Annotated in this window: 21 protein-coding genes, 1 tRNA gene and 1 pseudogene; 10 read left to right on the forward strand and 13 right to left on the reverse strand. The window is 63.5% G+C overall.

Annotation, left to right across the window (positions count from 1 at the left end):
* Positions 1-26 precede the first annotated feature (26 nt).
* The 4 genes from ACVILI_RS00585 to ACVILI_RS00600 form a co-directional block, all read right to left on the reverse strand.
* Positions 27-1,055: an esterase-like activity of phytase family protein gene (locus ACVILI_RS00585; protein ID WP_038649966.1), complete on the reverse strand. Its 1,029-nt coding sequence runs from the start codon at positions 1,053-1,055 to the stop codon at positions 27-29.
* On the reverse strand, positions 1,052-2,950 hold the full coding sequence (gene cobT / locus ACVILI_RS00590; RefSeq protein WP_038649968.1) for a cobaltochelatase subunit CobT: 1,899 nt from the start codon (positions 2,948-2,950) through the stop codon (positions 1,052-1,054). Before cobT ends, ACVILI_RS00585 begins: the two co-directional genes overlap by 4 nt.
* An 11-nt stretch (positions 2,951-2,961) precedes the next feature.
* Entirely contained in the window at positions 2,962-3,948 is a 987-nt protein-coding gene (cobS, locus tag ACVILI_RS00595) for a cobaltochelatase subunit CobS (protein WP_027047444.1), read from the reverse strand.
* A 123-nt stretch (positions 3,949-4,071) separates the two neighbouring features.
* Positions 4,072-4,701 carry a J domain-containing protein gene (locus ACVILI_RS00600; protein WP_019861454.1) on the reverse strand — a complete coding sequence of 210 codons (630 nt, stop codon included), beginning with the start codon at positions 4,699-4,701 and terminating at the stop codon, positions 4,072-4,074.
* Positions 4,702-4,860: 159 nt separating this feature from the next.
* On the opposite strand from ACVILI_RS00600, the gene ACVILI_RS00605 reads away from it, so the two are divergent.
* Positions 4,861-5,163 (forward strand): BolA family protein, encoded by a 303-nt coding sequence (locus ACVILI_RS00605; protein WP_019861455.1) that lies wholly within the window; start codon positions 4,861-4,863, stop codon positions 5,161-5,163.
* 28 nt (positions 5,164-5,191) lie between these two features.
* On the opposite strand, the gene ACVILI_RS00610 is transcribed toward ACVILI_RS00605, so the two are convergent.
* Both ACVILI_RS00610 and ACVILI_RS00615 read right to left on the reverse strand, forming a co-directional pair.
* Entirely contained in the window at positions 5,192-6,745 is a 1,554-nt protein-coding gene (locus ACVILI_RS00610; RefSeq protein WP_457102280.1) for an acetolactate synthase large subunit, read from the reverse strand.
* A 117-nt stretch (positions 6,746-6,862) separates the two neighbouring features.
* On the reverse strand, positions 6,863-7,663 hold the full coding sequence (locus ACVILI_RS00615) for an alpha/beta hydrolase (protein ID WP_457102281.1): 801 nt from the start codon (positions 7,661-7,663) through the stop codon (positions 6,863-6,865).
* A gap of 260 nt (positions 7,664-7,923) precedes the next feature.
* Between ACVILI_RS00615 and ACVILI_RS00620 the strand changes: the two genes are divergently transcribed.
* The gene (locus tag ACVILI_RS00620; protein WP_141700858.1) at positions 7,924-8,982 is read left to right on the forward strand and encodes a hypothetical protein; all 1,059 of its coding nucleotides are present in this window, start codon (positions 7,924-7,926) and stop codon (positions 8,980-8,982) included.
* Positions 8,983-9,078: 96 nt separating this feature from the next.
* On the opposite strand, the gene ACVILI_RS00625 is transcribed toward ACVILI_RS00620, so the two are convergent.
* From ACVILI_RS00625 to ACVILI_RS00635, 3 genes and pseudogenes are all read right to left on the reverse strand, one after another.
* A complete protein-coding gene (locus tag ACVILI_RS00625; RefSeq protein WP_019861460.1) occupies positions 9,079-9,969 on the reverse strand; it encodes an HlyC/CorC family transporter in 891 nt (296 codons plus the stop codon).
* A gap of 1 nt (position 9,970) precedes the next feature.
* Positions 9,971-11,107 (reverse strand): 3-dehydroquinate synthase, encoded by a 1,137-nt coding sequence (gene aroB / locus ACVILI_RS00630; protein WP_038649970.1) that lies wholly within the window; start codon positions 11,105-11,107, stop codon positions 9,971-9,973.
* Positions 11,104-11,716: pseudogene (locus ACVILI_RS00635) on the reverse strand (shikimate kinase). Before ACVILI_RS00635 ends, aroB begins: the two are co-directional and overlap by 4 nt.
* A 211-nt stretch (positions 11,717-11,927) precedes the next feature.
* On the opposite strand from ACVILI_RS00635, the gene ACVILI_RS00640 reads away from it, so the two are divergent.
* The 5 genes from ACVILI_RS00640 (at position 11,928) to ACVILI_RS00660 (ending at position 15,891) form a co-directional block, all read left to right on the forward strand.
* Complete coding sequence (locus ACVILI_RS00640; protein WP_019861463.1) at positions 11,928-12,080, forward strand: hypothetical protein; 153 nt, start codon at positions 11,928-11,930, stop codon at positions 12,078-12,080.
* 25 nt (positions 12,081-12,105) lie between these two features.
* Positions 12,106-13,023 carry a site-specific tyrosine recombinase XerD gene (locus tag ACVILI_RS00645; protein WP_038649972.1) on the forward strand — a complete coding sequence of 306 codons (918 nt, stop codon included), beginning with the start codon at positions 12,106-12,108 and terminating at the stop codon, positions 13,021-13,023.
* Positions 13,024-13,121: 98 nt separating this feature from the next.
* Positions 13,122-14,072, forward strand: coding sequence for an acetyl-CoA carboxylase carboxyltransferase subunit alpha (locus ACVILI_RS00650; protein WP_019861465.1), 951 nt, complete (start codon positions 13,122-13,124; stop codon positions 14,070-14,072).
* A 239-nt stretch (positions 14,073-14,311) separates the two neighbouring features.
* Positions 14,312-15,643 carry a L,D-transpeptidase family protein gene (locus ACVILI_RS00655; protein WP_038649974.1) on the forward strand — a complete coding sequence of 444 codons (1,332 nt, stop codon included), beginning with the start codon at positions 14,312-14,314 and terminating at the stop codon, positions 15,641-15,643.
* Positions 15,644-15,651: 8 nt separating this feature from the next.
* On the forward strand, positions 15,652-15,891 hold the full coding sequence (locus ACVILI_RS00660) for a sulfurtransferase TusA family protein (RefSeq protein WP_019861468.1): 240 nt from the start codon (positions 15,652-15,654) through the stop codon (positions 15,889-15,891).
* 16 nt (positions 15,892-15,907) lie between these two features.
* Here ACVILI_RS00660 and ACVILI_RS00665 read toward each other — a convergent pair whose 3' ends face one another.
* A complete protein-coding gene (locus tag ACVILI_RS00665; protein ID WP_038649976.1) occupies positions 15,908-17,035 on the reverse strand; it encodes a CobW family GTP-binding protein in 1,128 nt (375 codons plus the stop codon).
* An 89-nt stretch (positions 17,036-17,124) separates the two neighbouring features.
* A complete protein-coding gene (locus ACVILI_RS00670) occupies positions 17,125-18,291 on the reverse strand; it encodes a D-alanyl-D-alanine carboxypeptidase family protein (protein ID WP_457102282.1) in 1,167 nt (388 codons plus the stop codon).
* A 253-nt stretch (positions 18,292-18,544) separates the two neighbouring features.
* Between ACVILI_RS00670 and ACVILI_RS00675 the strand changes: the two genes are divergently transcribed.
* The 3 genes from ACVILI_RS00675 to ACVILI_RS00685 all read left to right on the forward strand — a co-directional run bounded on the left by ACVILI_RS00675 (position 18,545) and on the right by ACVILI_RS00685 (position 20,547).
* Positions 18,545-19,708, forward strand: a complete 1,164-nt coding sequence (locus tag ACVILI_RS00675) for a M20 aminoacylase family protein (RefSeq protein WP_038649981.1) — start codon at positions 18,545-18,547, stop codon at positions 19,706-19,708.
* An 84-nt stretch (positions 19,709-19,792) separates the two neighbouring features.
* A tRNA-Arg gene (locus ACVILI_RS00680) sits at positions 19,793-19,869 on the forward strand.
* A 135-nt stretch (positions 19,870-20,004) separates the two neighbouring features.
* Positions 20,005-20,547: a cytochrome b gene (locus ACVILI_RS00685; RefSeq protein ID WP_240565032.1), complete on the forward strand. Its 543-nt coding sequence runs from the start codon at positions 20,005-20,007 to the stop codon at positions 20,545-20,547.
* A 35-nt stretch (positions 20,548-20,582) separates the two neighbouring features.
* On the opposite strand, the gene ACVILI_RS00690 is transcribed toward ACVILI_RS00685, so the two are convergent.
* The gene (locus ACVILI_RS00690) at positions 20,583-21,017 is read right to left on the reverse strand and encodes a YqaA family protein (RefSeq protein ID WP_084791692.1); all 435 of its coding nucleotides are present in this window, start codon (positions 21,015-21,017) and stop codon (positions 20,583-20,585) included.
* A gap of 6 nt (positions 21,018-21,023) precedes the next feature.
* On the reverse strand, positions 21,024-22,457 hold the full coding sequence (locus tag ACVILI_RS00695) for a multicopper oxidase family protein (protein WP_245435297.1): 1,434 nt from the start codon (positions 22,455-22,457) through the stop codon (positions 21,024-21,026).
* Between the last annotated feature and the right edge of the window lie 208 nt (positions 22,458-22,665).

Below are 22,665 nucleotides of genomic sequence, written 5' to 3' on the forward strand. Positions count from 1 at the left end.
CGTTGGGTTCGCGGCTGAAGCGTCAATCAATCCTGGTGCAGGACGAATTCCAAATAGAGGTTGCGCTGCAGGATCGAGTGGTTGTCGTCGGAGATCAGCGACACCATCACCGCGCCGTCGTCGCGCGTCCAGACGTCGAGCCCTTCCATATTGTCGATCTGGTAGCCCATGTCGGCGTCCAGCAGCACCGGCCCGTCGGCGACGGCGCCCTTCTCGACACTCTCGCCGTAGATGCGCCGCAGCCGCATCTTGAGCCCGCCCGCCATGGTGAAACTGCGCTCCAGCAGCAAAAGGTCGCCGTCCGGCAGGAAGGCGCCGTCGGTGATGTCGAAATCGCCGTTACGCTTGACGGTGAAGACGCCCTTGTGCGGCCCTTCGATGATGGCGGCATAGATGTTGCCTGATTTGTCGAGGCTTTTCTCCGACACCACGACCAGACCGCCCTGATGCTGGCCGTTGGCATTGGCATGGGTGACGGTCTCGAAGCCGCGATTCTGGCGCAGCTCGCGCGCCGGCACCAGGAAATCCAGCTGCCGGTACGGCGCCTTCATATTCTCCGGGTCGATCCTGAACTGGGCAACGCGGTGATTGCGTTCGAAACCGACCGTGGCGATGCCATCCTTGACCGCGAGTCCTTCGGCATCGACCTCCCATTTCTCGTCGATCGGCTGGCCGCTCTGGTCGACCATCTGCTGCATGCGGAAGTTCTGGATGCCCACCGGCCGCCTGTCGGCGTCGCGGGCCACCGTGCCGAAGAACCAGTAGCCGGTGTCGGCCACGCCGATGAAATCGCTGCCCGCTTTCAGAAAGCGGAAGGCCGACAGCGCGCCGAAATCGCGCGATTTCGAGGTCATTTCCAGCCCGCCGAGGAATTCGAGTGAACCGAACTGCGTGTCGGTCCGGCCAATGCGGAATTCGGTGATCGGGCGGGACGAAACCTCGATGGGATAAACCGGCGCCGAGCCGGCCGAACGAACTGGCGCGGACGCCACGCCGGCGAACAGGGCGATGGCGGCGAAGAGCGTTTGCCGAACCCCCCCGCGCGAAAAGATCATCCGGCGCGCCGCATGCCGCCGCGCCGCGTGTCGCGTGCGCTTTCCTCGGCAAACAGCGAGGCCAGTTGCTCGGTCATGGCGCCGGCCAGTTCCTCGGCATCGACGATGGTGACGGCGCGCCTGTAGTAGCGCGTGACGTCATGGCCGATGCCGATGGCCAGCAGTTCCACCGGCGAGCGCGTCTCGATCAGCTCGATGACGGCGCGCAAATGGCGTTCGAGATAATTGCCCGGATTGACCGAAAGCGTTGAGTCGTCGACCGGCGCGCCATCCGAAATCATCATCAGGATCTTGCGCTGTTCGGGCCGGGCGATCAGGCGGTTGTGCGCCCACAGCAGCGCCTCGCCGTCGATGTTCTCCTTGAGCAGGCCTTCGCGCATCATCAGGCCGAGATTGCGCCGTGCCCGCCGCCACGGGTGGTCGGCGGATTTGTAGATGATGTGGCGCAGATCGTTGAGCCGGCCGGGGTTCGGCGGCTTGCCGTCCTTCAGCCATTTTTCGCGCGCTTGCCCGCCTTTCCAGGCCCGCGTGGTGAAGCCGAGGATCTCGACCGAGACGCCGCAGCGCTCCAGCGTGCGTGCGAGGATGTCGGCGCAGGTGGCGGCGACCGTGATCGGCCGGCCGCGCATCGAGCCCGAATTGTCGAGCACCAGCGTCACCACCGTGTCGCGGAATTTGGTGTCGCGTTCCTGCTTGAAGGACAGCGGCTGCATCGGGTCGATGACGACGCGCACCAGCCGCGCCGGGTCGAGGTAACCCTCTTCCAGGTCGAAATCCCAGGACCGGTTCTGCTGCGCCATCAGCCGGCGCTGCAGCCGGTTGGCCAATCGCCCGACCACGCCCGACAGATTGGCCAGTTGCTTGTCGAGGAAGGCGCGCAGCCGGTCGAGTTCTTCCTCCTCGCACAGCTCTTCGGCACCGACCGTCTCGTCGAAAGCAGTGGTGAAGACCTTGTAGTCGATTTCCTTCGGCAGATTGGTGAAGGGATTGTCGTTGCGGCGAGCCTCGCCGGGCGTCTCGGCATCGGCGTCGTCGTCATCGGACAGATCGTCGGCGGTGGCGTCGGACGCCTCCGTTTCGGACGACTGCTCGTCATCAGCCGAAGCCTCGGCGTCCTCGGACTGCGACTGCTCGGAGCCGGAATCCTCTTCCCCGCCCTCCTCGCTCTGCTCCTCGCCTTGCGGCTGGTTGTCGTCATTGTCCTCGGAATCTTCCGTCTCCTGGTCGTCGCCGAGTTCCTCGGCCATCTCCATGGAGGCGAGCATTTCGCGCACGACGCGGGCAAAGGCCTGCTGGTCGTCAAGCTTGGCCGACAGGCCGTCGAGATCGGCCTTGGCCTTTTCCTCGACCCAGGGCCGCCAGAGCTCGACCAGCCGCTCGCCGCTCTTGGGGACCGCCCGGCCGGTCAGCTTCTCGCGCACCATCAGCGCCAGCGCTTCCTCGATCGGCGCGTCGGCCTTGTCCTTGACGTCGACAAGATTGGCCTTGGCGTATTTGTCCTCCAGCATCGAGCCGATATTGTCGGCGACGCCCTGCATGGCGCGGCTACCGATCGCCTCGACGCGGGCCTGCTCGACCGCGTCATAGATGGCGCGCGCCGCCTTGCCTTCCGGCGCCAGCTTGGTGTGGATGCGCGCATCATGGCAGGCGCGCTTCAGCGCCATGGAATCGCCGAGGCCGCGAGTAATCGCAATATCGGTCTTGGAGGCCTTCTTCGGCAGTTCGGGCAAGCGCGCCCGGCTGCCGGCGAGCGCCGGCCTGTCCTTGGCGAAGCCGACTTCCATGTCCTTGTCGCCGGCAATGGCGCGCATGCAGACGGTGACGGCGCGCTTGAAGCTGTCGGCTTCAGACCCCGTCTTCGACTTGTTGCGCGTGTTGTCGCCCGGACCCGCCATCGAGGCTCTGCTTAGCCCAGCACCACGTTGGCGGCGCTCTCGGGCAGATCCTCGCCAAAGGCGCGCTGGTAGAATTCGGCCACCACCGAACGCTCCAGCTCGTCGCATTTGTTGAGGAAGGTCAGCCGGAACGCCATGCCGATATTGCCGAAGATCTCGGCATTTTCCGCCCAGGTGATGACGGTACGCGGGCTCATCACGGTCGACAGATCGCCATTGATGAAGGCCGAACGCGTCATGTCGGCGACGCGCACCATCTTGTTGACGATGTCCTTGCCCTTGTTGTCGCGATAGTGCTTGGCCTTGGCCAGCACGATGTTCACTTCATTGTCGTGCGGCAGATAGTTCAGCGTGGTGACGATCGACCAGCGGTCCATCTGCGCCTGGTTGATCTGCTGCGTGCCGTGGTAGAGGCCGGTCGTGTCGCCGAGGCCGACCGTGTTAGCGGTCGAGAACAGCCGGAACGCCGGATGCGGACGGATGACCCGGCTCTGGTCGAGCAGCGTCAGCCGGCCCGACGATTCCAGCACGCGCTGGATGACGAACATCACGTCCGGACGGCCGGCATCGTATTCGTCGAAGCAGAGCGCGACATTGTGCTGGTAGGCCCAGGGCAGGATGCCGTCGCGGAATTCGGTGATCTGCAGCCCGTCCTTGACGACGATCGCGTCTTTGCCGACGAGGTCGATACGGCTGACATGGCTGTCGAGATTGACGCGCACGCAGGGCCAATTGAGACGGGCGGCGACCTGTTCGATATGCGTCGACTTGCCGGTGCCGTGATAGCCCGACACCATGACGCGGCGGTTGTAGGCAAAGCCCGCCAGGATCGCCAGCGTCGTTGCCTTGTCGAACAGATAGTCCGGATCGACGTCAGGCACATGTTCCGATGTCACCGAATAGGCCGGCACCACCATCTTGGAGTCGAAGCCGAATTTGTCCTTCACCGACACCGTCGTATCGGGCAGGTTGGCGATGTCGCGATCGACCTTGTTCATATCTCTCAACGTCTCCACGGGCGAAACGTCCCGTTTCGCCGGCAATCGATTTTGTTCGGGGGCGGTCTTAGAGCCTTTTCCAACCTTATGAAAGTTGGAAAGCGACACAAACCGTAGGGTCGCTCAGCACAGGCCCGCCTGTTTGAGCACGCGATAGGCCTGCAGCACATCGCGGAACCGGTCTTCCGAACCTCTGTCGCCACCATTCGCATCCGGATGGTGACGTTTCACCAGTTCCTTATAGCGCGCCTTGATATCCTTGCCAGTCGCCTTTGTATCAAGGCCAAGCGTTTCCAGCGCCTTGGCCTCAAGCGGCTTGGCCTTGCGCTCGCGCGCCTCGCGCGGATCCTTCGGCCCTTTGAACAGGTCGAACGGGTCGCGCATGCGGTTGTAATAGCCGGCGCGGCCGGAGCGCATCTGCGCCATATCGGGCGACGAACGTGTCGAGGCGCCATTGACGCCCATCTTCCAGGTCGGCCGGTGGCCGGTCATGGCTTCCTTCTGGAAGCGCGCGACCTCGGTGTCCGGCACGCCGGAGAAGTAGTTGAAGCCCTTGTTGTACTCGCGCACATGGTCGAAGCAGAAGCGGAAATACTCACCCTCCTTCATGCGCCCGACCGGCGCGCGATGGGTGCCCGGCTCCTTGCAGCCATCCCACTGGCAGATCGGCGAGTGCGACTTCAGCTCCGCATCCTTTTCAGGGCGGATGCGAATCTTCTCGAAATATTTGGGATACGGCTTCATCTCACCCATTTATGGGGCGTTCGCAAATGCGAAACAAGAATTGACATTTTCGCGATCATCGCCCTAACCGCTGAATCGCGGCATAAAGCGGGCGAATGGCGGATTTAGTTGCGCAATAGCGGCCCCCGGGGCTAGCGCGCCAGCCATATGTGGTGAACGGAGACTGCAATGTCCATACAGGCGACCATGGAAGACAAGCTCAATAAGGCATTTTCGCCGGAGCGGCTGGTCATCATCAACGAGAGCCATCTCCACGCGGGCCACCATCACCACGGCTCGGACCATCATGGCGCTTATGACGGCACCGGCGAGACGCATTTTCGCGTCCGCGTCGTGTCGTCCGCCTTTGCCGGCATGAGCCGCATCGACCGCCACCGCGCCGTCAACGAACTGCTTGCCGACGAACTGAAGGCCGGCGTTCATGCTCTGGCGATCGAACCGGCGGCGCCCGGCGAAAAGACCCGCTGGTAGATCAGTCCGCCGTGGCCCTCCGGCGCGGTCAGATCACCGCTTCGATCAGGAACGGCCCGCGCCGAGACAGGGCACTGTCCAGCAGCGCGTTGAAGCGCTCGCAGGTGTCGGCGCGCGCCGCCTCCACGCCCATGCCCTTGGCCAGCGACACCCAGTCCAGTGCGGGATGGTCGAGGTCGAGCATGCGCCTGGCGTTCTCGCCGATCGCGTTGACGCCGACATTCTTCATCTCGCCATGCAGGATCGCGTAGGTGCGGTTGGAAAACACGATCGTCACCACGTCGAGATTTTCCCGCGCCTGCGTCCACAGGCCCTGCACCGTGTACATGCCGCTGCCATCGGCCTCCAGATTGATCACCTTGCGGTCTGGACAGGCGATGGCCGCTCCAGTCGCCATCGGGATGCCGCCGCCGATCGATCCGCCCGTGCCCATCATGTAGTCGTGCGGCGCGGCAAAGGCCGACAGCGCGAAGAAGCGCCTGGCCGAGGTGACCGCCTCGTCGCAGACGATCGCATTGTCCGGCAGCTTGCGCGCCACCGACAGCGCGATGGCATCTTCCGTCAGCCCGCCGCTCGGCGCAGCCTCATCGGGAAAAGCGGTTGCGAAGTCAACCTGTTGCGATGGTTTGACGCCGAGTTCGTCGCGAAGTGCTTCCAGCGCCGCATGCAGATCATCGCCATGAGCAGCAAGCGTCCGCACCTGGCAGTCGTCGCGCACCAGCCGTCCCGGTTTTCCCGGATAGGCGAAGAAGGCAACCGGCTCCTTGCCGCCGACCAGCACCAGTACGTCGATATCCGCCAGCAGCGCCGTCGCCGCATCGATCGGATAGGGGATGCGCGTCGGCGCGACGCGCCCGCGCCCGCGTTGCATGCGCGCGATCAGGACCTCGCTGAACAGGCGCACATCGCAGGCCGTCGAGATCTGGCCGGCGATCTCGAGCGCATCGGCGCGCGCCGCTCGCCCGCGAACGATCATCCCGACACGGCCCGGAGCCGCACGGATCGCCTCGGCGGTCGCGCGCACAGCGTCCCTATCGACGGCCGGCGGCGGCGAAAGGACGACCTTGCCCGGCGAGGCCGGGGCAGCATCGCCCCAGGCCGCATCAGCCGGCAGGATCAGCGTGGTGACGCCCGGCGGGGTCAGCGAGGCGCGGAAGGCCGCCTCCGTGGCCGGCTGGACATCGGCCGGCCCGGCGATGCGGCGAACCCAGTTGGACATCGGCGCCGCAAGGCCTTCGATGTCGCTGGTGAGCGGCGCGTCGAGCGGCAGATGATAAGAGGCGTGGTCGCCGACGATGTTGATCATCGGGCTGAACGCACGCCGGGCGTTGTGCATGTTGGCCAGTCCATTGGCCAGGCCCGGACCGGTATGCAGCAAAGTCGCGGCCGGGCGGTCGGTCATGCGCGCATAGCCGTCGGCCGCACCCGTCACCACGCCTTCGAACAGACCGAGCACGCAGCGCATCTCGGGCTTACGGTCGAGCGCGGCAACGAAATGCATTTCGGAGGTGCCGGGATTGGCGAAGCAGACCGTCACATCATTGGCCAGCAGCACGTCGCACAGGGCATCGGCGCCATTCATGCAATTTTTCTCCAAGTCATGAGAACCAATTGCACCTAGGGATGTCCGCACGGCAATATCCCGCCGCCGCTTTTGGCATGATCCAGCTGCAGTAGTGGCGAGCGAACTGGACCGCGATCAGCCGACAGTCGATCTCAGAAACGTCAGCGCGGCAGCGGTCAACGCGTCGCCACCCCTGCCGAAATCGCGGTTGATCGACATATGCGTATAGGCGCTGCCGTCGAACAGCGTGACCTCGGTGCCCGTGGCGCGCAAGCGCTCGGCGAAGGCTTTCGACTCCTCGCCACGGCCCGACGCCCCCGAGTATGCGATGAAGCTCGGCGGATGCTTGCGGCCATCGACATAGCTGGCGGGCGAAAGTGCCGCCCACTGCGAAGGGTCGGAAAAGACCCGCGCATAGGCCCGCTCCATGCCGCCGTTCTTCTCGAGCGCTGCAAGATCATAGGCCCTGGTATCGTCGAGCAGAAGACCGGCGACACCGGGCAGCCCGCCGCGCATGCCGGTCAGCGCGATCAGATGGCAACCGGCCGAATGGCCCATGCCGACAATGCGCGTGGGGTCGCCGCCATGCCCGGCGACGTTGGCCATGACATAGGCATAGGCCTTTTCCACGTCATTGGCCTGGGTGGCGACATCGGCCTCGGGCAACATGCGATAGTCGATCGAGACGAAGCAGAAGCCGTTGGCGAGCAGGAAGGCCGGCTTGGCGCCCACCTGGTTGCGCTTGCCGAACTCCCAAGCCCCGCCATGGACGAAGAAGACCACGGGCAACCCGCTTGCGGCATCGGGCGCATAGATGTCGAGCTTGGCCGGTCCGTAGTCGAAGGTTTTGGGAGATGGTGAGGATTGGCACGCAAACGTCGTGGCCGGCACAAAAGCCGCCATCGAAGCCAGAAGCAGGGTTCGCCGATCGACCATCATCTTCTCCTGACCGCCCGGCGCAAAATGCACAGGGACGCCGCGAAGTTCCAGTGAAAGATCGGTAACGTGCCGGGACGTTCCCTGGTGTTGAGGTTAAGGTCCAGCCGAGGTGCCGTCATCCTGCATTGATAAATCGATTGTGATACGGGCCGGATTTACAGATCGTTGTGGATATGAATCGATAGGGACTGTAAGTCCGACGACTTGCCTGCCCACAAAGTCCAAGGCGCGCCGGCAAGAAAGCTCCAAAGCTATAAATGACAACGACGATCGTCCATGCTGGCTTTCACAAGACCGGAACCACATCGATCCAGGAGTTCCTGGCAGCTCGTCGCGAGTGGCTGGCGGCACAGAACGTCTTCTATGAACCCGATGGCACAGGGAGCCTGACTGGGCATCACCGGCTGGCGTGCTGGCTCAGCACGCATCGTATATCTCCCGGCCCAAACGACCTTTTTACCCCCGAGCGCGAACGTTATTCGAGCATGCTCCAAGCTCGTTCCCTAAAGGCAGAGAATTTCAGTTATCCATTTTCAACCACAAACCCCATCCGTCTGATTTCTTCTGAGATCTTCAATACTTTCGACCTGGCCGAGCTTATCAAGATGAAATCCTTTCTTGGCTCGATCGACCGATTCATACTCTACGTCCGCAACGGCATCGGTTTTATATATTCCTGTTGGGCGTCGAAAGTTCGCTGGGGGCATATCGGCTCGTTCGACGCGTTTCTCAAAGAAACTCTGGGCTTCGCACCGAACACACCGCTGAGCGGCGCCCTTCAGTTTGTCGATGTCCTCAGCAATCTGTTCGGGCCAGAGCGCATCTCGATTCGAAATTTCAATACCGCTCTGCAACACAAGCGTGGAATTGTCGGTGACTTTGTTGAAGGTGAATTGGGTCTGGCGGCACCAGCCAAAGTGGACAAAGAGCGCATATCGAACAGGACGATCTCCTGGATTGCAACAGAGGTGCAAAGAGCGCTGAACCTGTGGAACAAGGACAAGGGCTTTGATGCCGCCGCTGCAGCGCGCGGCAGACTCAACGAGGCGCTCCACAGCCCCGACGGAGAAGCCCTCATGGATGAATTCAGGCAAAAGCTCGAAACGAGAACGAAACTGATCACCATAAGGGACATGCATCCGACCAAGATTGGAATGGACGGCATCGCCTTTCGCGGCAGTGCATCGTTTCGCGGCGCTTGCGAATGGCACTTTCCTTTCGACGAGCCCGCATCATTTGTTCCGACGCACCATCTCGTCGAGGTGCTGGCCGCTCTGCCGGGATTCAAACGCCTGGCGCAAACCGACCCGCTCTAATGCATATCGCCCAAAAGCGGCCCCGGTGAGGGGCAACGACATGCGCAAAACAAGGACCTAAAGTCCGTCGCAGGAATGCGCTCAAAACGCGACGCTTTAGGCGTCGCCCGCCGGCCTGATCCTCAACCTGGCAATGCGGTTCTTGTCCCGCTTCATGACGATGAAGCGCTTGCCGTGGAAGGTGAAAGCCTGCTTCTCCTCGGGGATTGACTGCGCCTCGTGGATGACGAGGCCGGCAATCGTCGTCGCTTCCTCGTCCGGCAGGTTCCAGTCGAGCGCCCGGTTCAGGTCGCGGATCGGTACATTGCCGTCGACGACGACGGAGCCGTCGGCCTCCTGCTTGACGCCCTGGATGTCGACATCGTGCTCGTCGGCGATCTCGCCGACGATCTCCTCGATGATGTCCTCCAGCGTCACCAGCCCTTCGACCTCGCCATATTCGTCGACGACGACGGCGAAATGCGCCTTACGGCGCAGGAAGGCGTTGAGCTGTTCCTGCAAGGTCGTGGTGTCGGGCACGAACCAGGGTTTCGAGGCGATCTTCATCACGTCGATCTTGGAAAAGTCGTTACCGACTTCGTTCAGTGCGCGCAGCAGATCCTTGGCATGCAGCACGCCGACAATGTTGTCGAGCGAGCCCTTCCACAGCGGCATGCGGGTGTGCGGGCTCTGCAGGATCTCGCGCACCACCGCTTCCGGTGCATTATCGGCATTGACCGAGCGCATATTGGTGCGGTGGACCATGATATCGGAGACTTCGAGCTCTTCGAGATCGAACAGGCCGCCGATGCGGTCGCGGTCCTCGCGCACCACCTGGCCGTCGCGGCGGAAATCGTCGACCGCGCCGCGCAGCTCGTCCTGGCTCGAGCGCTGCGGCTCGATGCGCGACAGCTCATAGCCGAACATGGCAAGCAGGCGCGTGCGCACGGCAACGACCAGCAGGATGAGGATGGCAAGAACGGCGACGACGATCCAGCCATTATCCATTTCAGCCGGCTTTCCGGCTGGCTGGATGGTTTTCCCTCAGGAACGACAGCACTTCGGAAGCCGGAACGTCCTTGGCGATAAAAGCCTGGCCGATCCCGCGCGTCAGGATGAAGGTCAGCGCGCCGCGCGACACCTTCTTGTCCTGGGTGATGAAGGAAAGCAGTGCCTCGGCATCCGGCAATTCGCCCGGAATATCGGACATCCGCCACGGCAGGCCGACGGCGCGCAGATGCGTTTCGACGCGTGCCGCGTCGTCGGGGCTTGCCAGATTGAGCCGCGAGGAGAAGCGATGCGCCAGCGCCATGCCGATCGCGACCCCCTCGCCATGGACGAGCCGGGCACCGTCATACTGCGTGGCCGCTTCGAGTGCGTGGCCGAATGTGTGGCCGAGATTGAGCAGTGCCCGGTCGCCGGTCTCGAACTCGTCGCGCGCGACGACATCGGCCTTGGCGCGACAGGCTTCGGCAATCGCCTGCGCCCGCTCCGGCCCGCCGGCGAACACCTTCTGCCAGTTCACTTCCAGCCAGGCGAAAAGTTCCGGCCGGTCGATCAGCCCGTATTTGGCGAGTTCGGCGTAGCCAGCGCGGAATTCGCGGATCGGCAGCGTGTCGAGCACTCCGGTGTCGGCCAGCACCAGCCTGGGCTGCAGGAAGACGCCGACAAGGTTCTTGCCGCGCGGGCTGTTGATGCCGGTCTTGCCGCCGACCGAGGAATCGACCTGCGCCAGCAGCGAGGTCGGGACCTGCACGAAATTCATGCCGCGCCGCACGATGCCGGCGGCAAAACCGGTGAGATCGCCGATGACGCCGCCGCCCAGCGCGACGACGACGTCGCCACGCTCCAGCCTTGCGGCCAGAATCCCATCAACCACCTCTTCGAGATGGGCAAAGCTCTTGGTCTTCTCGCCCGGCGGCATCGTGATGACGGTGGGCTGGATGCCACCCTTCTCGAGCCCTGCCTTCAGCGTATCGAGATGCGCGGCGGCGACATTCTCGTCGGTAACGACAGCCGCGCGCGTACCCGGTAGCCGGCGTGAAATCTCCTCGCCGGCGCGCGACAAAAGGCCGGAGCCGATCAATATGTCGTAGGCCCGGTCGCCAAGGCCGACTTCGACGGTGACTGACTGGTCCACGCTCACGATTCGATCTCGCCCGTCGCTGCAATTTCATCGATGCCGAAATGCCGGCACAGCGCGTCCAGCACCTCGGCGGCGATAACCTCCTTGCGGTCGTCGCGGGTCGGCACGGTGACATCTGATGTCGCGTAGACCGGATAGCGCTCGCCCATCAGCCGCTCCAGCACGGCGCGGGGATCGGCGCTTTTCAACAGCGGCCGGTTCTGCTTCTTCGAAACCCGGTCCATCAGAAGATCGAGTTCCGCCTTTAGCCACACCGAGACGCCATGCGCGGCGATGGCTTCGCGCGTCTGCGCGTTCATGAAGGCGCCGCCGCCGGTCGAAAGCACCTGCGGGCCATTTTCAAGCACGCGCAGGATGACACGCTGCTCCAGGGCCCTGAACTCGGTCCTCCCCATAGCGCTCGAACAGCTCCGGCACGGTCATGCGCGAGACGCTTTCGATCTCCTGGTCGCTGTCGATGAAGGGCAGCGAAAGCATCGTCGCCACCTTGCGGCCGATCGCCGTCTTGCCGGCGCCCATCAGGCCGACAAACACGATGGACCGGCTGCCCAGCCGGCCAAGCAGCGCGGCGAGGCTCTCGCCTGGAGGATTTGCCTGGTGCGCGTTCATCAGCTGTTTCTTGGGCCCTCTTTGCCGGCGTATCGACATGAAAAGCCGGTTTGCGTCAAGCGTGCCGAGCACAGGCAAGCCTATATCGGGCGGAGGATGCCTGCATCAGAAGTTGCTGACAGGCCTCCGCTTCTTCCTTGAATTGGCCGGATAGGCGTCCCATAAGGGCACAGGGTTTGGAAACGCAGAACAAGAAGACGGGCGAAAATTGATGCCGACACTGTTTCGCTTTGTCGTGATCCTCGCGATTCTGGCCGGCATTGCCTATGGTACGATGTTCGCGTTGGTGATGTTCGTCGAGCCCAAAAAAGCCGAGATGAGCGTGCGCATCCCGCCGGAAAAGCTGAATCCCAAGAAAAACTGACCCCGAAGAAAACTGATCCCCGAGGATGAACAGCGCCGCCCGCATCGAGGCCTTCCTGGAAATGATGAGCGCCGAGCGCGGCGCCGCCGAAAACACGCTGTCCTCCTACCGACGTGACCTCGAAGACGCTTCGAGCGGGATCGATGGCGGGCTTGCCGGTGCAGCCGCCGCCGATATCCGTGCCTATCTCGACGACATCGCAGCTCGCGGCTTCGCGCCGACCTCGCAGGCGCGCAAACTGTCGGCGATCCGCCAGTTCTTCAAATTCCTCTACGCCGAGGGCCTGCGCACCGATGACCCGACCGGCACACTGGACAGCCCGAAAAAAGGCCGTCCGCTGCCCAAGACGATGAGCGAGGCCGAAACCGGCCGGCTGATCGACCGCGCCGCGGTGGAAGCCGGCGACGCCGGGCTCGGCTACAGTGACAGGCTGGCCGCGCTACGCCTGCACGCGTTGGTCGAGGTGCTCTACGCCACCGGCCTGCGCGTTTCCGAGCTGGTCGGCCTGCCTGTGACGGTTGCGCAGCGCGACGACCGTTTCTTTATGGTGCGCGGCAAGGGTGACAAGGAACGCATGGTGCCGCTCTCGGCCAAGGCGCGGGTGGCGATGCGCGCCTGGCTTGCCGCCCGGGCCGGAGTGCCCGCTTTCGCCGACAGCCCGTTCCTGTTTCCGGCGGCGTCCGACAGCGGCTATCTCTCGCGCCAGGTCTTTGCCCGCGACCTGAAAGGGCTGGCGGCGCGGGCCGGCATCGCCTCGGCCAAGATATCGCCGCATGTGCTGCGCCATGCTTTCGCCAGCCATCTCCTGCAGAACGGCGCCGATCTCAGGGCGGTGCAGCAGTTGCTCGGCCATGCCGACATATCGACGACACAGATTTACACCCATGTGCTGGAGGAGCGGCTGGTGCGGCTGGTCAACGATCATCATCCGCTTGCCGACTAGGCCTCATATCGCTATGTGAGGACGACATTTCACCGCCGGGAGCCTTGGTTTCAAGGGTTCCGCAGTCCTTGCCTTCCGACGTATCGGTCCGCCCAAGCATGTATAATTATCTCGATTTCGAAAAGCCGGTGCAGGATCTCGAGCTCAAGATCCTCGAGCTCAAGAAGCTTGCCGAGAATGGCGAAGCGGTCGATGTCGCCGATGAGATCACCCGGCTGGAGAAGCGTTCGCGCGACGCGCTGCGCGATCTCTACAAGGCGCTGACGCCCTGGCAGAAGGTGCAGGTTGCCCGCCATTCCGACAGGCCGCACTGCGTCGACTACATCAAGGGCCTGTTCAGCGACTTCACGCCGCTCGCCGGCGACCGCAATTTCGGCGAGGACCAGGCGATCGTCGGCGGTTTTGCCCGTTTCCGCGGCGAACCTGTCGCGATCATCGGCCAGGAAAAGGGCTCGGACACGACCAGCCGCCTGAGGCACAATTTTGGTTCGGTGCGTCCGGAAGGATACCGCAAGGCGGTGCGGCTGATGGAACTGGCCGACCGCTTCAAGATCCCGCTGTTGACGCTGGTCGACACAGCAGGCGCCTATCCCGGCGTCGGCGCCGAGGAGCGTGGCCAGGCCGAAGCCATCGCCCGCTCGACCTCGGCCTGCCTTGCACTAAAAGTGCCGTCGATCTCGGTGGTCATCGGCGAAGGCGGTTCGGGCGGCGCCATCGCGATCGCCACCGCCAACCGCGTCTACATGCTCGAACACGCCATTTATTCGGTGATTTCGCCGGAAGGGGCGGCCTCGATCCTGTGGCGCGACACCACGCGCTCCAAGGACGCGGCGACCAACATGAAGATCACCGCGCAGGATCTTCTGGAACTGAAGATCATCGACGCCATCATCCCCGAGCCGATGGGCGGCGCCCAGCGCGCGCCCGAAACGGTGATTGCCGCGACCGGCGACCTCATTGCCAAGACGATGAAGGAATTTGCCGGCGCCAACACCGATTTCCGCGAACAGCGCCGCGAGAAATATCTGGCGATGGGCCGCAGTCTCTGACGGCACCTGCCGGCGGACAAGGCCATCGGAAGCCCCGCGCGCGCGGCAATGTGGCGGCAATGTGCAATTTCGCCACAAAAATGCCGCCGGATTCGGGTCAATGAAATTGCCGTGAGGGGTTGGTCGAAGCTTGCGGTAAGGAATTTTCAAGGTTAACGGGCTTACGGTCCGTCGGTGTTCAGCATACGGGCTCGGCAGTTCGCAGCCATTGGCCCGAGGGAAAAGACATAGTCGTATCCATGTTTGCCAAGCTCGCCCGCACCGGAGTCCTCGCCGCCTCGATAGCCATCGCCGGCTGCAATGATTCGTCGATGAAGGACTTTGCCCCGGAAGCCAACAAGCCGCTGCCGGACAAGATCCTTGCCGACATGAGGGCCAAGGGCATGGTGCGCACCTCCTCGGTGATGGCGCGCATCTTCAAGGAAGAGGGCAAGCTCGAGATCTGGAAAGCCAAGACCAACGGCCGCTACGACATGGTGGCGAGCTACGACATCTGCAAATGGTCGGGCAAGCTCGGCCCCAAATACACCGAAGGCGACCGCCAGGCGCCTGAAGGGTTCTACACGGTCCGCCCGTCGCAGATGAATCCGCGCTCCAACTACCATCTGTCCTTCAACATCGGCTTTCCCAACGCCTATGACCGCGCCAATGGGCGCACCGGCCAAAACCTGATGGTGCATGGCGCCTGTTCGTCCTCGGGCTGCTATTCGATGACCGACGCGCAGATCGAGCAGATCTATGCCTTCGGCCGCGACGCTTTCCAGGGCGGCCAGACCGAGTTCCAGGTCCAGGCCTTCCCATTCCGTATGACCGCCGCCAACATGGCGCGCTACCGCAACGACCCGAACTACGAGTTCTGGAAGATGCTGAAGGTCGGCTACGACAATTTCGAGGTCACCAAGGTGCCGCCGAAGGTCGATGTCTGCGAGAAGCGCTACGTCTTCAACCAGGTCGCCGCCGATGGCCAGACATTCGATCCGACCGGACCATGCCCGGCAACCACGCAGCCGGATTCGCTGAAGAGCGCCTACAACGCTTATCAGAGCACCTATGACGCGGCCTTCAACAGCGCGCTCAAGGCAAGCGTGCCTCCGCCGAAGCCGACCATCGCCGGCATCAAGGAAGCTAGCATCGTCTCCGACTGGTCGAAGCGCCGGGCGCGCGGCGAGCGCGTGCCGATCGATCCGCCTTCGCTCAACAATGACGGCACGGTGAGCGAAACGGCGCGCATGGGCCGCATCGATTCGCCCGCCGGCCGCAAGATGGCGGCACTGGACGCCGAGAAAGCCGCCAAGCAGAAGGCCGAGGAGCAGAGGCTGGCCGCGATAGAGGCCGCCAAGCAGGCCAAGGAGGCCGCAAAGGCGCAGGCGCTGGCCGAAAAGGAAGCGGCCAAGGCGCAAGCCGTGGCGGCAAAGGAAGCGGCAAAGGCCGCCAAGGAAGCCCCGGTCGCCACCGCCACCATAGCCGCCCCGACGGAGGCCGCGCCGGAAGCCGAAACGCAGGCAGCGAGCGCCGATGAAAGCCGGGTGACCAAGCTGAAGAACAAGCTGCTCGGCATGTTCGGCGGCTGAGCCTGGTCTTGGCCGAGGATACCGCTGTCTACGACCTGAAAGGGCTGAACTGCCCGCTTCCCGTGCTCAAGGCGAAGAAACGCCTCGCGGGAATGCAGCCGGGCAGCCGGCTCTGGCTCGAGACCACCGATCCGCTCGCCGTCATCGATATTCCCGCCTTTTGCTCGGATGCCGGCCACCAGCTGATTGAAACAGCGGCGGTATCAGGCGGCCATAGGTTCCTGGTCGAGCGCGGCGAGACCGTCTGAATTTCGATGCAAAACGCTATCTTCCGGCGATCGCCAGCGGATTGTTTTCCAGTGCCGCGCGGTCGGGTGTGTCGATCGACGGCCGGTTGGTGAAGGCGGCGAACAGCCTGCGCACATAGTCTTCCGGCATGTCGAGCGTGATCAGCACCAGCCGCGTGCCGCGCTGGGCGTCCGGCCACGCCGGCAGCCTCGCCGGCGGATGCAGGATCTTCTGCACGCCGTGGATGACCAGCGGACGTGACGGATCTTCGCTGAGTTCGATCACGCCCTTCATGCGCAGCAGCTTCTCGCCATGCGTCGAACGCAACAGGTCGAGGAACATTTCTATCGCTGAAAACGGCACCGGACCGTCATGGACGAGCGAATAGGAGCGCACGCGCGAATCGTGGCTATGGCCATGATCATGACTGTGATCGTGGTCATGCCCGTGGGCATGATCGTCATGGTGATGGTCGTGAGCATGGTCGTGCGCCGCTTCCTCGCCCAGCCAGCGGCGCACATCGGCTGATTTGGTGGCGGGATTGTAGAGGCCGCAATCAAACAGCGCCGCCACGCCGGTTGTTGAATGACCGGCATCAAGCAGTTCGGCGCCCGGATTGATCTGCCGCAGGCGCGCCCGCAGCGTGTCGAGATCGCCGGCATCGGTCACCAGGTCGACCTTGCTCAGCACGATGCGATCGGCGACGGCGACCTGCTTGACCGCCTCGACATGGGCGTCGAGCGTGGCATTGCCATTGACCGCGTCGACCAGCGTGATGACGCCGTCGAGCCGGAAAGCCTGGACGAGCGCCGGATGCGCCATGATCGACTGCAGCACCGGCGCCGGGTCGGCCAGCCCCGTGGTCTCGACGATGACGCGGGCAAGCCGGGCGATACGGCCGGTCTGCAGCCGATCGACCAAATCGGCCAGCGTGTCGACCAGTTCGCCGCGCACGGTGCAGCACAGGCAGCCGTCGGAAAGCTGGATGATGCCGTCGGAGGCCTGCTCGACCAGCAAATGGTCGATCGCCACCTCGCCATACTCGTTGATGATGACCGCCGTGTCGGCCAGCGCCGGATCCTTCAGCAGCCGGTTGAGCAGCGTCGTCTTGCCGGCGCCGAGGAAGCCGGTCAGCACCGAGACGGGGATCGGAAACCCATTCATCGGGATCTGTCTCTTTGTTTGAGCATGATCTTTTCCGAAAACCGGATTCCAAGTTTCGCTGACGCGGACCTTCGGTTCGGGATCATGCTCTAGTTCGCGACCTTGACCGGCTGGTCGCCCTGTGCGGCGGAACCAGCAACGGCCGGACCGCCGCCGGTCGGCACCGGCCGATCGGGCCGCCAGCTCGGGATCGGCACGTCGGCATATTCCTGGCCGCCCTGGTCGAGCATCGCCTTCGGCGCCGGACCGGTGGCGCCGCCGAGGCCGACGGCAACCAGCGTCGGCACATGGTCGAGCTTTTCCTGATAGGGCGATTTCGGCGCGTCCTTGGCGGCAACAGCGGGCGGCGCCTCGGACTGCTCCTCCGACGTCTTCTTCTTGCAGACCTCGTCTTGCATGTCGTTGGGCGAGACCGTGTCGCCATAGGGCGCCAGCGTCGCGACGGTGGCCGAACCGGCCGTGGGCGTGTCAAACCCCTGGTCGAGCAGTTTTGCCGCGGTCTCGGCACGACTGATCGCCGACTTCTCGCCAAGCACGACCGCGACCAGCGTGCGGCCGTTGCGCGTCGCCGAACCGATCATGTTGAAGCCGGAAGGGCAGACGAAGCCCGTCTTCATGCCATCGGCGCCGGGGTAACGGCCGATCAGGAGATTGTAGTTCGGAATGGCCTTCTTGCCAACCGCAAGGCCTTCGATCGAGAACCACGGCGCATATTGCGGGAACTCGCGGCGGATCGCCATAACCAGGACCGAAAGGTCGCGCGCCGTCGTGTACTGGTCTGGCGAGTAGAGGCCGTTCGGATTGACGAAATGGGTGCCGTTCATGCCGAGCCGAGCCGCTTCGGCATTCATCCTTTCGGCGAAGGCGGCCTGCGAGCCGCCGACATTCTCGCCGACAGCCATGGCGATGTCATTGGCCGATTTGACCAGCATCATCTTCAGCGCATTGTCGAGCCGCATCACCGAGCCCGGCTTGAAACCCATCTTGCTTGGCGGCTCACCGGCGGAGTGCTTGGTCACCTTGATCGGTGAATCGAGCTGGACCTCGCCGGCCGCGATCGCCCGGAAGGTCACATAGGCGGTCATCAGCTTGCTCAGCGAGGCCGGATACCAGCGTTTGAAGGCATCCTGGTGCTGCAGGATCTGGCCGTTCTTCAAATCGAAGACAACCACCGGATTGGCCAGCGCCGGCCCGGCCAGGACCGACAGCATGATTGCGCCAGCCGAGAATAGTTTGAGGAAATGCCTGTGCCGCATGATCTAATCCGAAATCGCCTCTTGCCCTGATTGCCCCTGGCTCCGTAAGATTTCGTTACGCGACCGCCAGCACAATGAGTCCGACCCTCAAAAACGGACCGCATCGGTGCGGTGCTATTTACCCTATGTGACGCCAACATGGCAAAGTGCCTGACAATCACAATTCCAAAACCCCGCGCACAATTGCAAAACCCCGGGTACAATTGCAAAACACAGGCTGAAGCCGGCTGCACCAACAACGAATGGAACCATCATGCCAATCCTGAACCGCGCCGCTGAAATGCAGGACGAAGTCGCCGGCTGGCGCCGGCATCTGCACCAGACGCCGGAGCTGAACTTCGATGTCTTCAAGACGGCGGCTTTCGTCACAGAGAAGCTAAAGGAGTTCGGTTGCGATGATGTGGTCACCGGCCTCGGCAAGACCGGCGTCGTCGGCGTCATCCGCGGCCGCCAGGGCGAAGGCGCCACCATCGGCCTGCGCGCCGACATGGATGCGCTGCCGCTCAATGAAATCACCGGCAAGCCCTACGCCTCGACCGTTCCCGGCAAGATGCACGCCTGCGGCCACGACGGTCACACCGCGATGCTTTTGGGTGCCGCCAAATACCTTGCCGAGACGCGCAATTTCGCCGGCTCCGTGGCGGTGATCTTCCAGCCGGCGGAGGAAGGCGGCGGCGGCGGCAACGAGATGGTCAAGGACGGCATGATGGAGCGCTTCGACATCTCCAAAGTGTTCGGCATGCACAACATGCCGGGCTTGCCCGTCGGCCAGTTCGCCATCCGTCCGGGCCCGATCATGGCGGCGACGGCCGAATTCACCATCACCGTGAAAGGCAGGGGCGGTCACGCCGCGATGCCGCACGGCACGATTGATCCGATCGTCATCACCAGCCAGCTGGTCGGCGCGCTGCAGACGATCGCCTCGCGCAGCACCGATCCGGTCGAGGCCGTGGTGGTGTCGGTGACCAAGTTCCATGCCGGCGACGCCTACAACATCATCCCGGAATCGGCCGAGATCGCCGGCACCGTTCGCACCTTGCGCAAGGAGATCGCCAAGAAATCCGAAGAGCGCATCCGCACCATCTGCGACGGCCTGGCGACCGCCTTCGGCGCCAGGATCGAGGTCGACTACCAGGCAAATTACCCCGTGACCTTCAATCACGCCGAAGAGACGATGTTTGCTAGCGATATCGCCGCCAATGTCGCCGGAGACGCCCAGGTCCACCGCGGCATCCAGCCGGTGATGGGCGGCGAGGATTTCTCCTACATGCTGGAAGCCCGCCCCGGCGCCTTCATCTTCATCGGCAATGGCGACACTGCCGGTCTTCACAACCCGGCCTATGATTTCAACGACGAGGCCATCCCGCACGGCATGAGCTACTGGGTGAAGCTGGCGGAAACCGCCCTGGCCGCCTGAAGCTCATTGCCCAGAAGGTCGGCCGATTGCATGCGGCCGGCCTCTTGGCGAAACGGTCCGAAGCGGCTATGTGTCGGGCCGCGTGGTCCCGTAGCTCAGTAGGATAGAGCGGCAGATTCCTAATCTGTAGGTCACAGGTTCGATTCCTGTCGGGATCACCATGCATTTTCAAGCGCTTGGCGAAGAAGCATTGTACCTCTTTGCGCAATCAGGTCCGTTGAAGAGGACGAAGACATCACGCCCTCATGCGCACCCTTGAAAAACGGCGGGCCGCGAAGGTGAGCGGGAAACCTCGCTTGCATTGGCATTTCGGCATTCGTCTGCTGCATTGGCTGACCGTGGCGGCGCTCGCGGCGCAAATCGCCATTGCCTTCGGGCCGATGCGGGGGCCGGGCATGACGATGATGAACTGGCTGCCGCTTCACATGTCGATCGGCGTGACGATCCTGACCATCGTCGTCCTCAGGCTTTGCTGGCGCAGCTTCACGCAGGCCCCCGTCAGGCCAACCTCACGATTCCTGCGGTTTGCGACGGCTTTCTTCCACGTGCTTCTCTATGTCACGATCCTCGCCGTCCTGATAACGGGATGGCTAGGCTATCGGCCAATGCCTTTCATGCCCCCTGCACGGCTTTTCGGAACCTGGCCCGTGCCGCTGGCGCCCTCCGTAGGGGCGCTGTCGGCAAGGGGTTTCGCCTTCGTGCATCAGAAGCTGGTCTGGATAATGCTTGGACTTATCGGCGTTCACGTCCTGGCTGCCATGGTGCATTTGGGGCTGTTGCGCGATGGCGTCATGCGAAGCATGGTCTTCGGCCGGCCGGAAACGGCCTCACGCGAATAAGCATGCCGCTCGCGGTCGACAATGCGGACGATGACTCACGCCGTCGCCCACAACCCTCCCGCGACGATCACCGCATAGCGTGCAGCCTTGCCGGTTGCGACAAGAGCGACGAACACGCCGAGGTTCACGCGTGCAGCGCCCGCGGCAAGGGTGAGAGCATCTCCCACGACCGGCAGCCAGGTAAACAACAGTGTCCATTCGCCAAAGCGCCGGAACGTTCGGCATGCCTGCTCATAGCGATCCGTGGCGACTGGAAACCAGCGCCTGTTGTGCAGCCCGTCGATGCCACGCCCCAGAACCCAGTTCACCACGGAGCCGAGCGTGTTGCCGATCGTCGCCACCACAAGGAGCAGCCAAGGGTCACCGCGACCCGAGACGATCAGGCCGGCGAGCACCACCTCCGACGAAACCGGCAGGACGGTTGCGGCGAGGAAGGCGCTGAGGAACATTGCGCCATAGAGCGCCGCCACGCCGGACTATGCCTGCACGTCGACGACGCCCATCATGCCGAGCTGCTCATGCTCGAGGATGTGGCAGTGATACATCCTCGGCCCCGGCCGGTCCTGCCGCAGCAGCAGCCGCACCGTCTCTCCGCGCGCGACATTGACGGTGTCTTTCCAGGCGCGATAGGCCGGCTTTGACATGGTGCCGCCGCGTTCGTGCTCGACCACCTGGAACTGCGTCCCATGCACATGGAATGGATGATCCATGTCCGCCTCGTTGACGATCTCCCAGAGTTCGACCTGACCAGCCTTGGCGACGACGTCGATGCGCTGCATGTCGAAGGCGGCGCCATTGATCAGAAAGCCCATCTCCATGCCGCCGGCGTTCATGGCCATGGTTTCGGTGAAGACAAAGCGGCGGCTGACCGCCGGAGCGCCGAGTTGCGCGATCGGCCGCAGCCTGTCGGGCAGTGGCGGGACAGGCCCGGTCGGCGTCTCCGAGACATTGACCGTCAGCAGCGTCAGCCCGGCATCGGCAGGGCGCCCGGGACCCATCCAGCCGCGGTCATAGTCCAGCGTGGCAAGCGCGGCCGCGCCGGGCTTGTCGAAAGACACGACCAGTTCAAGCCGTTCCGCCGGGCTGAGCAGGATGTCGCCGGCAGCCACCGGGGCCTCCAGCAGACCGCCATCCGTTCCGATGATCGTCATCGCCGCGCCGTCGAAGGAAAGCCGCAGAAAGCGCGCGTTGGTCGCATTGTAGAGCCGGAAGCGCCGTTTCGCGCCAAAGGGCACCGCCAGTGTGGGATTCTTCTGCCCGTTGACCAACACATGGTCGCCGACGCGCCCGTTCATCAGGTCCGTCATCGTGTTGTCGGGCAAGGTGCCATCGGCCGCAAGGCGCAGGTCGGTGAAAACCAGCACGGTATCGCCATAGGCGGCCGGGATCGGATCGGCCTTCGGCTTGACCACGAACACGCCGGCAAGGCCGCGATAGACCTGCTCGGCGGTCTTGCCGTGCGGATGCGGGTGATACCAATAAGAGCCGGCGCTGCCTTCCGGCAGATCGAAACTGTAGGTGCGATCGGTGCCGGTGGCGACCTGGTCCATCGGATTGCCGTCCTGATCGGCCGGCACCGGCATGCCGTGCCAGTGGATGGTGCTTGCCTCGTTCGCGATCCGGTTGGCGAAGGTGATCTCGACGCGGTCGCCCTCCACGGCCTCGATCAGAGGCCCGGGGCTGGTGCCGTTGTAAGCGAGGATCGGCGTGTCCAGTCCTTCGGCAAAACGCGCCGTGGCGGACCCGGCCGTCAGCGTCGCCTTGAACAGACCCGGCCTGCCGGCTTCGTTCGCCAGCAGGGGCAATTCGCGCAACGCCTCGCCCTCGGGCAGAACCACCGTGCCTTGCGGCGCGGTGCCCATGTCATGGCCCGCGTGACCGCCCATATTCATGCCCGGCATGTCGTCCATCTTCATCTGCGCAGCGGCACGCTCGCCCACAAAAATCGTCGCAAGACCTGCTGCCAGAAAACCTCGCCGATGCATCTGTCGTTTCCTCGACCAGTCGTTGAACACCAAGGGCGACCCTAAGAGACTGCCGATGCCTGGCCAGGTCAATGCGGCGTTTGGGCCGCCTGATCGGCTCGGCGCCCTTAGTTCCTTGACATCGGGTATTTAT

Source organism: Mesorhizobium sp. USDA 4775, from assembly GCF_054062655.1.

What these genes read in the sequence shown, in the direction of transcription:
- ACVILI_RS00605 (WP_019861455.1), top strand. Translation starts at nt 4,861, where the DNA reads ATGTCCATACAGGCGACCATGGAAGACAAGCTCAATAAGGCATTTTCG.
- ACVILI_RS00640 (WP_019861463.1), top strand. Translation starts at nt 11,928, where the DNA reads ATGCCGACACTGTTTCGCTTTGTCGTGATCCTCGCGATTCTGGCCGGC.
- ACVILI_RS00620 (WP_141700858.1), top strand. Translation starts at nt 7,924, where the DNA reads ATGACAACGACGATCGTCCATGCTGGCTTTCACAAGACCGGAACCACA.
- ACVILI_RS00625 (WP_019861460.1), bottom strand. Translation starts at nt 9,969, where the DNA reads ATGGATAATGGCTGGATCGTCGTCGCCGTTCTTGCCATCCTCATCCTG.
- ACVILI_RS00655 (WP_038649974.1), top strand. Translation starts at nt 14,312, where the DNA reads ATGTTTGCCAAGCTCGCCCGCACCGGAGTCCTCGCCGCCTCGATAGCC.
- ACVILI_RS00610 (WP_457102280.1), bottom strand. Translation starts at nt 6,745, where the DNA reads ATGAATGGCGCCGATGCCCTGTGCGACGTGCTGCTGGCCAATGATGTG.
- cobS (WP_027047444.1), bottom strand. Translation starts at nt 3,948, where the DNA reads ATGAACAAGGTCGATCGCGACATCGCCAACCTGCCCGATACGACGGTG.
- ACVILI_RS00695 (WP_245435297.1), bottom strand. Translation starts at nt 22,457, where the DNA reads ATGGACGACATGCCGGGCATGAATATGGGCGGTCACGCGGGCCATGAC.
- cobT (WP_038649968.1), bottom strand. Translation starts at nt 2,950, where the DNA reads ATGGCGGGTCCGGGCGACAACACGCGCAACAAGTCGAAGACGGGGTCT.
- ACVILI_RS00665 (WP_038649976.1), bottom strand. Translation starts at nt 17,035, where the DNA reads ATGAATGGGTTTCCGATCCCCGTCTCGGTGCTGACCGGCTTCCTCGGC.
- ACVILI_RS00675 (WP_038649981.1), top strand. Translation starts at nt 18,545, where the DNA reads ATGCCAATCCTGAACCGCGCCGCTGAAATGCAGGACGAAGTCGCCGGC.
- ACVILI_RS00645 (WP_038649972.1), top strand. Translation starts at nt 12,106, where the DNA reads ATGAACAGCGCCGCCCGCATCGAGGCCTTCCTGGAAATGATGAGCGCC.
- ACVILI_RS00615 (WP_457102281.1), bottom strand. Translation starts at nt 7,663, where the DNA reads ATGGTCGATCGGCGAACCCTGCTTCTGGCTTCGATGGCGGCTTTTGTG.
- ACVILI_RS00600 (WP_019861454.1), bottom strand. Translation starts at nt 4,701, where the DNA reads ATGGGTGAGATGAAGCCGTATCCCAAATATTTCGAGAAGATTCGCATC.
- ACVILI_RS00585 (WP_038649966.1), bottom strand. Translation starts at nt 1,055, where the DNA reads ATGATCTTTTCGCGCGGGGGGGTTCGGCAAACGCTCTTCGCCGCCATC.
- ACVILI_RS00670 (WP_457102282.1), bottom strand. Translation starts at nt 18,291, where the DNA reads ATGCGGCACAGGCATTTCCTCAAACTATTCTCGGCTGGCGCAATCATG.
- ACVILI_RS00650 (WP_019861465.1), top strand. Translation starts at nt 13,122, where the DNA reads ATGTATAATTATCTCGATTTCGAAAAGCCGGTGCAGGATCTCGAGCTC.